Genomic DNA, 10,719 nt, shown 5'->3' with positions numbered 1-10,719 from the left:
CAAACACCGAAATCCAGACCAGCGTGCAGCTTCAGCCTAGATCGGTGGATCGAGGCTTAGTGCGGGAGATCCTCGACTCATCGACTTCCAACGGGCCTCGCGTGCTCGATGTCGGCTCTGGCACCGGGATCTTGGCTGCTCAGCTGCGGGAAGCAGGCTGTGAGGTTCTCGCCGTTGAGCCCGACTCGGAGATGGCAGGTATCGCCAAGGGAAAGGGTCTCGTCGTCGAGAAATCGACGTTTGAGGATTGGGATCCCGCTGGACGCACTTTTGACATCATCGCCTTCGGACAATCGTTCCATTGGGTCGACCCGGCTATTGCCCTTCCCCAGATCGCACAGGCTCTCAATCCACGAGGGGCCCTAGCCCTGGCCTGGAATGATATCCAGGCAAGCGGAGAGACGGGTAGCGCCCTGGCTCTGATAATGAATAGATTCTCACCACCTCCCGCACCATCGTCTGAGCGGTCAAACGAGGAACATCCTGTGCTGAGTGAACTCAAGACCAATGGGTTCGATGCCGAGGAGCTGACATTCGAGGAATCATTGGCCTATTCCCGAGATTCGTGGCTGTCAATGGTCTTCACCCACTCAGCGCAGTTGACCATGGAGCCGGCAGAACGGGACCAGATGTTCGCCGAGATGGCTGCAGTCATCCCAGACAGCGGACTCAGCGCTCACAACGATGCGCAGCTCATTCTCGCCAGTCCTTCAAGCTGACGCCATCCCTCTCAACCCACGTCCTACATCGCTTGCACCCATAGACAGCAAGTCCCAGATGACGAGATATTTCTGTCTCATCGACATTTCGGACGTAGTCTGTTGGGGTCTGGTCACCGCTGTCCCGCACGGGAGGGATCCGACCAGGTTTCCGCTTCAGGCTGACCGGACGGTTCACCCCCGTACAGTCAGGAGCAGCCGTGCCAGCACAACCGGCCGAGGCCACCATTTCCGAGATCACCGATCTCATCACCTTCGACACCACGAGCCGGGACACGAATCTCCCCCTCATCGACCATGTCGTCGACCGCCTCAAGGCCGCAGGCATCGCATCTCAGCTTGTGCCCAATGCCGAAGGCACCAAGTCAAACCTGCTGGCCACACTGCCGGCCGCCGACGGATCGACCACAGGCGGTATCGTCCTGTCCGGGCACACCGATGTCGTGCCCGTCGACGGTCAGGACTGGTCGAGCGATCCTTTCACTCCGCAGGTCAGGGACGGCAAGCTCTACGCCCGTGGCAGCGCAGACATGAAGTCCTTCATCGGCGTCATCCTCGCCAAACTGCCTGAGCTGACGGCCGCAAAACTCAAGGAACCCATCCACCTCGCCCTCTCCTATGACGAAGAAATCGGCTGTGTGGGTGCGATCGACCTCGTGGACAAGATCACCGAGGCTGGCCTGGCCCCACGCGGCTGTGTCGTCGGTGAGCCCTCGAGCATGCGAGTGGTGCGCGGCCACAAGTCGATGAACGTCTTCCGTGTCGACTTTCATGGCGTCGCTGCACATTCTTCGCTGACTCCAGAAGGCGTGAACTCGATTGCCTACGCGGCCGAGTTCGTCAGTTTCGTCCATGCGGTCGCCGCCGAGTTCCGCACCGAGGGTCCATTCGATGAGAACTATGTCGTGCCCTTCACCACGGTCACGGCGAATACGATCAGCGGAGGTATCGCCGTCAATACGATCCCCGCCGAGGCGAGCGTGCAGTTCGAATTCCGGTCGCTGGGTTCCGTGGACCGCGAAGCCCTGGTCCAACGATTCCGCGACGAAGCGGCCCGCCTCGAACGCATGATGCGCGCAGATAGCGAGAGCACCCGCGTCGACTTCACCGTTGAGGCAGCTGCTCCCGGCTGCGAGACTCCTGCTGACGCGGACATCGTTGCCCTGGCCGGTCAGTGGGGCGGAGTGGTCAGTGATGACAAGGTCACCTATGGCACCGAAGCGGGATTATTCTCCAACGCGGGCATTCCCACTGTTGTCTGCGGCCCTGGCGACATCGCTCAGGCCCACGCACCTGATGAGTTCATCGAGCTCGACCAGATCGTGGCCTGCGAATCGTTCATCGGCAACCTGATCACCGACCTCAGCACGAATTCCGACAGCGACGCCCACTGAGAGTAGGCGCCGTGCTCTCCCTCGGCACAATCGCACTGCTCGTCAGGTTGCGGAACAGTACATGGGTTGCATCGTGTGTACTGTTCCGCAGCCTGACTCTTGTTCGAGGCCTCATGCTGGGACAGCCTGCTTGGTAGCCTGGACTCATGCACCGCCCGTTGACGCCACGAGAGCATGAGACTGCCTTAGCAATGATTCATCATGCAGTCACGAAACCCAGCGAAGACGACTACGCGGACTTCACGGACGTGCAGAAGCAGGGATGGGACCCACCCACTCCAATTACGCTTCAACAGCGCTCGGTGTGGGAATCGAACCTCGCCGAGGTTGTCGTGACTAATCCGTGCGACTGCGGGCACTGCCCGTCGATCGGCATGCGCCCAGTGCTCAGAGTCGACGATGAGAACAGAGATGACGCTGGCGGACTCGGCGACTACGTCGAACGGATCATCCTCGATGCCACCGTCGACGGTTGCATGCTGCTGTTCGTCGACGACGACAGCCCCAGCTATCTCGAACTGGCACCAGCCGATGACGAGATCTATACGGAGTTCCCACCACCCGAAGCGATCAAGTATTGACTAGGGTCAACAGAATCCTCAGCGTCAATGGATTTCGATGGAGAAGAAGTTTGATCTGAGTCGCTCAGATCGAACTTCTTCTCCCTGCAAAATGGCCCCTAGAGGACGCACCACGCACCCCCAAACGTCGAGAGCATACAAAAACGTCGAGGGGACACTCTATAAAGTGTCCCCTCGACGTTAAGCTCTGCTTTCGACTACGAGCCGGGCTGACCGAGGGTCGGCCAGACTCGCTGCGGAAGCATCAGGCCTTCCCGACGACCTCGAACTTGGCGTTCGCGGTGATCTCGTCGTTGACGCGCACGGTAGCTGTGTAGCTGCCGGAGGTCTTGACGTGAGCAGGCAGTGCGACCTGACGGCGATCGAAATCGTGTCCGGTTGCGGTGTGCAGTGCTTCGGCCACGAGTGCCGGGGTCACGGCGCCGAAGAGGCGACCGTTCTTACCGGACTTGAGCTCGATGCGTGCGCTGGAGGATTCCAGCTGTGCCTTGACCTTGACTGCATCATCGTGGTCAGCGATCTGCTTGGCCTGACGAGCCTTGCGGAGAGCAAGCACGTGCTTCTCCGCACCCGCGGTCCATGCAGATGCCCAGCCACGGGGCAGCAGCAGGTTACGTGCGTATCCGGCGCGAACCTCGACGATGTCGCCGGCGGCTCCCAGACCATCAACTTCCTGGTTCAGAATAACTTTGCGATTAGGCATGTTCTCTCCCTCCGATCAGCGAGCAGTGCTCGAGTAGGGCAGAAGAGCCATCTCGCGGGCGTTCTTAACGGCCTTTGCGATGATGCGCTGTTCCTGCACGGTCACGCCGGTGACGCGACGAGCACGGATCTTGCCGCGGTCGGAAATGAACTTACGGAGCGTAGCGGTGTCCTTGTAGTGGATCTTCGCCGCTTCGCCCTTTTTGAGCGGATTAGCCTTCTTCTTGATAGGCTTCCGGATCTCTGGCTTGGCCATGAGTATCTCCTGATTTACGAAATGTCTTGAACGTGTTTAGAACGGTGGCTCATCGGCGCCCGGGTTACCCCAGCCGCCGTTGCCGCCCTGTGGACTCGATGATGCCCACGGGTCGTTCGCCGGTGCGTTGTTCCCCTGGCCGTAACCACCCTGGCGCTGACCACCCTGCTGCGAGCCACCCTGTTGTGGGTTGCCCTGCTGCGGGTTGTTGCCCCAGCCCGAGGACTGCTGCTGAGAGAAGCCACCCTGCTGGGCGCCTCCGCCCTGCTGCTGTCCGCCGAAGTTACCGCCGCCGGAGAATCCGCCTCCGCTGCGTTCGTTCTTCGTCACCTGGGCGGTGGCGCGTCGCAGGCTGGGGCCGACTTCGTCGACATCCAGTTCCATGACGGTGCGCTTTTCGCCCTCTTTGGTTTCGAAGGACCGCGACTTGAGGCGGCCCTGAACGACGACCCGAGTACCACGTTGCAAGGATTCGGCTACGTTTTCGCCCATCTCACGCCACACCGAGCAGCGAAGGAACAGGGTTTCCCCGTCCTTGAACTCGTTGGACTGACGGTCGAACATACGCGGCGTCGAAGCCACGGTGAAGTTTGCGACCGCAGCACCGTTAGGTGTGAAGCGCAGTTCGGGATCACTTGTCAGGTTCCCGACGACCGTGATGACTGTTTCGCCTGCCATTGACTGCTCCTTGAAACGAGGTGCTTGACGCTATTACTTGGCGTCTGGGCGGAGGATCTTGGTGCGCAGGACGGACTCGTTGAGTCCGAGCTGGCGATCGAGTTCCTTGGTCGTTGTAGGCTCGGCGTGGAAATCAACCACGACGTAGTAGCCCTCGGACTTCTTCTGGATGTCGTAGGCGAAACGCCTGCGTCCCCAGATGTCCACGTTGTCGACGGTTCCGTTTTCAGCCGGGACAACCTTGATCAGTTTGTCCACGGTGTCAGCCAACGTCCGCTCTTCGAGCTCGTTGTCAAGAATGAGCATGAGTTCATAATGACGCATGTGCCACCCACCTCCTCTGGTCTTCACGGCCATGGTCGTTCCATGGCAGGAGGGTATATGCATATCCGTTCCAGCCCCCACGATGGTCGTGAAATGGGAACAGACCTACACAGTCTAGTGGACGCGCACCTGTGGTGTCATGTCGGATTCCCGTGCTCTTGCCCACTGACCGCAGCTCGGTCACCGTCGACGTCAACGTCAACGTCACCGATGGCTCGCCGAGGTGGCTCTATTCTGCGCAGTCGACCGCGGATCCGTCGACGGTACAGATTCTCACCAGCACAGATGACGACGGCGACGAGGGCCAGCAGTCGCAGAAGGGTCACAAGTGCGACGAAGGTCGGCTCGAGGCCCTTGCCCGATTCGTAAGCGTTGACATCGCCGAGGTGGATGGCAATGGCGAAGGCCGTTTCTGCCAGTGCCCAGATGATGAGCACCCACCAGCGACGGACTGTGAGCGCGAAGAACGGCAGGATCCAGAGGCTGTTCCAGGGCATCATCCCGGGGGCCAGCAGCAGGCAGCCGCCGATGAGGAGACAGGCGGCGACGGCCGGATCGAGTCCCGTTCTTCGCACCATGTACAACGAGATGGCGATTGCGGCGATGACGCCCGCGCTGCCGATGATCCACACCGGTGCCCACACCTCGGCGGTTCCGAGACGTGCCATGACCAGGATCGAGGCGAATGATCCGCCGTCGACCGCGTCACCCATCCAGTGGACGATCCGTTCGATGGCACTGCCATCGAGGACGAGGATGATCGCCGAGGTGATTGTGGCGGTGGCCAGCATCATCCGCGGGTCCTGTGGGCACAGTCTTCCGGCCGGACGCGGGCCGGCCAGGCTGAGTGCGAGAAGAACCAGCAGGGCAAGCGGGTTGATGAATGCGGCCAGTCCGAGCAGAACCCCGGATAGCCACGGGCGAGAGGTCAACGGCGAGGAACCGACGAAGATGACCATTGCCCAGACGCTCAGTGCCAGCGCCACGGGATCCAAGGTCGACCCCAGGGTGAAAAGAATGACGGGTGAGGCGAAGGCGGCAACCAGCCAAGCCCGCTGTCGGGCCAGGACCAGAAGTGCAACGCCGAGGGCGGCGAAGGCGATGACGTTGATGAGGAGCACGATGGCCATGAACACGGTGACATCATCGGTCACAAGCTTCAGCAGCTGCACGAAGCGGGAATCGAGTGCCGCCAGTCCCGCCATCCCTCCGTGGGAGCGTCCCAGAGCTTCTTCAGGGTTGACCTGCCCGAGGAATGCTGCGGACAAGGGCCCGGCACACATCCGCGCCGAGGCGGACGGCTGTTCGTAGCCCGAGCTCATGCAGGGGCCCTGCAGGGCGAGCGCGAGGAAGGTCGTGAGACCGAGGATTCCGGCGAAAATGTACGCCTGACCGCGTCGGAACCGTGCGCCCGCTGACGCGAGATGAATGCCGACCGGACCGCCGAGCAGAGGCTCGGCGATCCGGGTACTGGACTGATTAGGCATGACTACAGGCTAGTCGTCTCCACCGAGCATTCAATCATCCTTACCGCCGTCGCCATTATCGGAACCGCCGTCATTTCCACCGTTGGATCCGCTATCGCTGTCCTTCGGGGGTTTTGGTGGATCGGGCTTTTTTGGTGGATCCGCAGGAACTGACGGTGCCGGCTTGTCTTTATCATCGCCATTTCCGTCATCGGAGCCCTTGGAATCCTTGCCGTCGTCTTTGCCGTCGTCCTTCGAATCCTTCGAACCGTCGGAGTCCTTCTCCTTGTCCTTATCCTTGTCCTTGTCCTCGTCGTCCTTGGGCTTCTCGCTCGGCTTGTCGATCGGAGCCTTCTTATCGGATCCGTCTCCGCCGTCGCTGCCGCTGGGTGACGTGGGCTTCGGCTTCGGAGCAGGGGCGACCGGCTCGTTCGTGTTCTTCGGCTTCGGCTTGTCCGGCAGTTCTCCGCGCTCGGGGAACTGCTCGACCTTCTCGCCCTGGAGGGCCGCCTTCATGTACTCGGTCCATACCTGGATCGGGAAGGAGCCACCGGTGACCTGACCGCGTCCGCCGTAAGCACCAATCGACACCGACTTGCCATCGACCTCTCGGTAGAGGACGACCGAGGTCGCCAGATTCGGTGTGTAACCCGAGAACCATGCTGCCTGGTTATCACTGGTAGTACCGGTCTTACCGGCTGCAGGTCGACCGAGCTGCTGTGCATAACTGCCCGAGCCGCCGTTGATGACTTGGCTCAGTGCATAGGAGGTTTCCGCTGCGACCGCCTTATCGAAGACGCGCTTGCCCTTGGTCTCCGACTTGAAGACTTCCTCGTCGTCCTCGCCCTGAGTGACTTTCTTGATCGCGTGAGCGTCATGCTTGACCCCATTCGAGGCGAAAGTCGAATAGGCGTTGGCCATGTCGACGACCTTCACACTGGGTGTGCCCAGCACGTTCGACATGTTGGGTGTCAGACCGATAGTGCAGTTCCGGGTGTCGCCCGTCTTCATCTGCTTATCTGTGCAGTTTCCGCTCAGGCCTGCCCGCTGGGCAACATCGACCGTCTTATCGGGCCCCACCTGAATGTTGAGCGCTGCATAAGCCGTGTTGATCGACGACTGCGTCGCCTTGAGCAAGCTCACAGGGCCATAGCTGGAATTGCCGAAGTTGTGTGGCGTCCACGTGGTGCCATCGGCATTGAAGGTCGTCGGGCTGCCGGGATACATGTCTGTCAGCCGCACACCGTTCTCCAAGCCGGCCACAAGAGCGAAGGGCTTGAACGTCGAACCGGCCTGGGCGTGGCCCTGAGTCGAGACGTTGAACGCCTGATCCAAGTAGTTCTTACCGCCGTAGAATGCTTCGATTCCACCGCTGTCCGGGTTGATCGAGACCAAACCTGCCTGCAGGCCCTCGGGTTGATCGGGCGGCAGGTTCTTGATCGCCTTCTCGGCTTCCTTCATCCGGTCTTTGTCGAAGGTGGTGGTGATGTTGTATCCACCGCGGTCCAGCTGAGCCTCGTCGATGTCGAGCTTGCGCAGGGCCTCGCGACGCACGTATTCCCACATGTAGCCTTTCTGGCCCTTGAGGGATTCTTCCTTGCTTGCTTCCTTCACCTTGGGCATCTTGACCTTGGCGGCCTGTTCCTCGGTGATGAAGCCTTCGTCGGTCATCGACTTCACAACGTAGTCAAATCGGTCCTGGTAGGCCTCAGGATTGTCTGCAGGGTCAGCTGCCCCGGGGCGCTGAATCATCGCGGCCAGCAATGCTGATTCGCTGACATCGAGGTCCTTCGCCGACTTGTCGAAGTAGTTTTGGCTGGCGACCTCGATGCCGTAAGACCGGCGTCCCAGGTAGATCGTGTTCAGGTAATTGGCAAGGATGTCATCCTTGCTCTGCTGCTGGTCGATCTTGAGGGAGATGAACATCTCCTTGACCTTGCGGTCCAGAGAATGTTCATTGGTCAGGTAGAAGTTCTTCACGTATTGCTGTGTGATCGTCGAACCGCCGCCGGCGTATTTGTTCGTCGCGACACCGACAACGGCACGGGAGAGCCCCTTCATCGAGATTCCGCGGTTCTCATAGAACGACGTGTCTTCGGCAGCAATGGCAGCCTTGCGCATCGGCTCGGAGATCTCATCGCTCGACACCGACTTGCGATCCTGGACCTTGTACTGGCCGATGGGAGTCTTGCCATCATTGTAGTAGATGGTCGAAGTCTGACCTGTGGCCTCGATGTTGGGCTCAGGGACGTCTGTGACGGCATAGCCGATGGAGAACAGCACGCACAAAGCGATGATGATGCTGAGCCCGCCCACGACGAGCAGCCGGATACTGGGCAGAAAACGCGTCCATCCGCTCACACCTGTGCGCGGATAGTTAAGAATATTCTTTGTTTTCTTGCCTCTGGTTTTGGCTTGTCTTTGTCCCTTAGCCACCCAAGGTCCTCCAGGTCAGTTTGCCTGCCGCATTGCGTGGCGACGAGGTTCGATAAGGTCACACGTGAAGTTCAGTGTGGCACGCATTCTTTGGAACAGAGTGAAAATACCCTGAATCCAGCGCCCACTCACCCCACTTGTTACCTACCAGCACATATAAGTAGCGTTGTATATCCGCTCTCACCAGGGATTTTACCGTTACACCGCGGCATCGACCACATCAAGTGGCGAATTGCTCACATTTAGCCACATTTTCAACTATCAGCGCCCCTGCCGGCCCCACCCTGAACACAGACCTGTGCATAGACGAACACAGAACCGTGCACACTGGCCGGCAGGGAAACGGCCTCAGCTCTTGAGATCGAAGTCCGTATCTGCATACTCCTGGCCTTCGACGGCAGGTTCACCGCTGAATGGGTGGAGCTGGTCTTCGCGGGCGCGGAGTTCGACACGACGGATCTTGCCGGAGATGGTCTTCGGCAGTTCGGTGAACTCGAGTCGACGGATTCGCTTGTAGGGAGCGAGGTGTTCGCGGCAGTAGGCAAGGATCGACCGCGCTGTCTCAGCATCGGCTTCGAAACCGCCCGCCACGACGACGTAGGCCTTGGGCACCGCGAGACGAACAGGATCCGGCGAAGGGACCACAGCCGCCTCGGCGACGGCCTCATGTTCGATGAGCACACTCTCGAGTTCGAACGGGGACAGGCGATAGTCACTGGCCTTGAACACGTCATCGGAACGCCCGACGTAGGTGATGTAGCCGTCTTCGTCGCGCTCGGCCACGTCACCGGTGTGATAGACACCGTCGGCGAAGGCCTCTGCGGTCTTCTCCTCATTGGACCAGTACCCGCTGGTCAGTCCGATCGGGCGAGGATCGAGGCGTAGGCAGATCTCACCCTCGTTGCCCTCTTCACCAGTCGCAGGATCGATGAGCACCACGTCATAGCCGGGCAGCACCTTGCCCATGGAACCGTATTTGAGTTCCTGATCGGGGGAATTGCCGACCAGCAGAGTCGTCTCCGTCTGACCGAATCCATCGCGGATGAGCACGCCCCACTCCTGCTTGACCCGGTCGATGACCTCCGGGTTGAGGGGTTCGCCTGCACCCAGGGCCTTGGTCGGCGGGGTTTTGAGATGGCTGAGGTCCGCCTGAATGAGCATGCGCCACACGGTGGGAGGAGCACAGAAGCTCGTGACACCCACCCGGTCCATGGTCTCCATCAGCGCATTCGCGTCGAAGCGTGTGTAGTTGTAGAGGAAGACGCAGGACTCGGCGATCCACGGGGTGAAGATGTTCGACCAGGCGTGCTTGGCCCAGCCGGGTGATGCCACATTGAGGTGGACGTCGCCGGGAGTCAGGCCCATCCAGTACATGGTCGACAGGTGGCCGACGGGGTAGGACACGTGGGAATGCGCGACCATCTTCGCCTTCGAGGTCGTGCCCGAGGTGAAGTAGAGGAGAAGCAGATCGTCGGCGCGGGAGGAGCCCTGCGGGTCGAAGCTGACTTCCTCGTCATCGGCATCGACGTAGCTGTAGTCCTGCTGACGTTTTGCCTCGCCACCGACGACGATGCGCACCACCTCGGCCTCGACATCGTCGAACTTCGCGGCATCCTCAGGTCCGGCGACGACGAACTCGGCCTTGCCGCGATCGACCCGATCATTGAGGTCGATGGGCCCCAGCTGAGTGGTCGCGGGCAGGAGGACCGCGCCCATCTTGATCCCGGCGAGCATGGTCTCCCACAGCTCGACCTGGTTGTTGAGCATGACCATGACGTGGTCGCCGCGTTTCACACCTGCCCGACGAAGGAAGTTCGCCACCTGATTCGAGCGACGAGAGAGCTCGGCGTAGCTCCATTTGCCCTCGGAACCATCCTGTTCGACGATCCACAGCGCGGGGCTGTCATTGCCCTCAGCGACCTTGTCGAACCAGTCGATGCCGAAGTTGAAGTGGTCGAAACGCGGCCATTCGAAGCCCTGACCAGCGGCTTCGTGGTCACTTCGCAGTTCGATCAGTTTGTCTCTGGCTGCCCGGAATTCGTCGGTCACGTTCATCATGGTCTCCTCACCTCGTAGCCCGCGCCACATCATGTGACGACGAGCACAAACATACGCGATTAACGAAGCTATCAGTAGAGGTGAGGAGCACAACAGGCGGGGTGG

Annotated in this window: 10 protein-coding genes; 3 read left to right on the top strand and 7 right to left on the bottom strand. The window is 60.3% G+C overall.

Annotated elements, in window-relative coordinates:
- Window positions 1–44 precede the first annotated feature (44 nt).
- The 3 genes from INT40_RS05155 to INT40_RS05145 all read left to right on the top strand — a co-directional run bounded on the left by INT40_RS05155 (window position 45) and on the right by INT40_RS05145 (window position 2,694).
- The gene (locus INT40_RS05155) at window positions 45–719 is read left to right on the top strand and encodes a class I SAM-dependent methyltransferase (protein ID WP_319021943.1); all 675 of its coding nucleotides are present in this window, start codon (window positions 45–47) and stop codon (window positions 717–719) included.
- A 200-nt stretch (window positions 720–919) separates the two neighbouring features.
- Window positions 920–2,113 (top strand): acetylornithine deacetylase, encoded by a 1,194-nt coding sequence (gene argE / locus INT40_RS05150; protein WP_193095674.1) that lies wholly within the window; start codon window positions 920–922, stop codon window positions 2,111–2,113.
- 191 nt (window positions 2,114–2,304) lie between these two features.
- Window positions 2,305–2,694 carry a hypothetical protein gene (locus tag INT40_RS05145; protein ID WP_193095673.1) on the top strand — a complete coding sequence of 130 codons (390 nt, stop codon included), beginning with the start codon at window positions 2,305–2,307 and terminating at the stop codon, window positions 2,692–2,694.
- A gap of 244 nt (window positions 2,695–2,938) precedes the next feature.
- Here INT40_RS05145 and rplI read toward each other — a convergent pair whose 3' ends face one another.
- The 7 genes from rplI to INT40_RS05110 all read right to left on the bottom strand — a co-directional run bounded on the left by rplI (window position 2,939) and on the right by INT40_RS05110 (window position 10,611).
- Window positions 2,939–3,397: a 50S ribosomal protein L9 gene (gene rplI / locus INT40_RS05140; RefSeq protein WP_101572271.1), complete on the bottom strand. Its 459-nt coding sequence runs from the start codon at window positions 3,395–3,397 to the stop codon at window positions 2,939–2,941.
- Window positions 3,398–3,412: 15 nt separating this feature from the next.
- Window positions 3,413–3,652, bottom strand: a complete 240-nt coding sequence (rpsR, locus tag INT40_RS05135) for a 30S ribosomal protein S18 (RefSeq protein ID WP_101572272.1) — start codon at window positions 3,650–3,652, stop codon at window positions 3,413–3,415.
- Between the two features lie 36 nt (window positions 3,653–3,688).
- Entirely contained in the window at window positions 3,689–4,330 is a 642-nt protein-coding gene (locus INT40_RS05130; RefSeq protein ID WP_101572274.1) for a single-stranded DNA-binding protein, read from the bottom strand.
- Window positions 4,331–4,363: 33 nt separating this feature from the next.
- Window positions 4,364–4,654: a 30S ribosomal protein S6 gene (gene rpsF, locus INT40_RS05125; RefSeq protein WP_101572358.1), complete on the bottom strand. Its 291-nt coding sequence runs from the start codon at window positions 4,652–4,654 to the stop codon at window positions 4,364–4,366.
- 137 nt (window positions 4,655–4,791) lie between these two features.
- The gene (locus tag INT40_RS05120) at window positions 4,792–6,141 is read right to left on the bottom strand and encodes a hypothetical protein (protein ID WP_193095672.1); all 1,350 of its coding nucleotides are present in this window, start codon (window positions 6,139–6,141) and stop codon (window positions 4,792–4,794) included.
- Window positions 6,142–6,171: 30 nt separating this feature from the next.
- Window positions 6,172–8,481 (bottom strand): transglycosylase domain-containing protein, encoded by a 2,310-nt coding sequence (locus tag INT40_RS05115; protein ID WP_319021942.1) that lies wholly within the window; start codon window positions 8,479–8,481, stop codon window positions 6,172–6,174.
- A 423-nt stretch (window positions 8,482–8,904) separates the two neighbouring features.
- Window positions 8,905–10,611, bottom strand: coding sequence for an AMP-binding protein (locus INT40_RS05110; RefSeq protein WP_101572278.1), 1,707 nt, complete (start codon window positions 10,609–10,611; stop codon window positions 8,905–8,907).
- Between the last annotated feature and the right edge of the window lie 108 nt (window positions 10,612–10,719).

It is taken from the genome of Brevibacterium sp. FME17, from assembly GCF_014897515.1.
Classification (GTDB): Bacteria; Actinomycetota; Actinomycetes; order Actinomycetales; family Brevibacteriaceae; genus Brevibacterium.
This window is presented reverse-complemented; position numbering and strand designations above follow the sequence as displayed.

Bases quoted from the DNA above. Each gene is read 5' to 3' on its own strand.
- INT40_RS05145 (WP_193095673.1), top strand. From the start codon at position 2,305: ATGATTCATCATGCAGTCACGAAACCCAGCGAAGACGACTACGCGGAC.
- rplI (WP_101572271.1), bottom strand. From the start codon at position 3,397: ATGCCTAATCGCAAAGTTATTCTGAACCAGGAAGTTGATGGTCTGGGA.
- rpsR (WP_101572272.1), bottom strand. From the start codon at position 3,652: ATGGCCAAGCCAGAGATCCGGAAGCCTATCAAGAAGAAGGCTAATCCG.
- INT40_RS05130 (WP_101572274.1), bottom strand. From the start codon at position 4,330: ATGGCAGGCGAAACAGTCATCACGGTCGTCGGGAACCTGACAAGTGAT.
- rpsF (WP_101572358.1), bottom strand. From the start codon at position 4,654: ATGCGTCATTATGAACTCATGCTCATTCTTGACAACGAGCTCGAAGAG.
- INT40_RS05120 (WP_193095672.1), bottom strand. From the start codon at position 6,141: ATGCCTAATCAGTCCAGTACCCGGATCGCCGAGCCTCTGCTCGGCGGT.
- INT40_RS05110 (WP_101572278.1), bottom strand. From the start codon at position 10,611: ATGAACGTGACCGACGAATTCCGGGCAGCCAGAGACAAACTGATCGAA.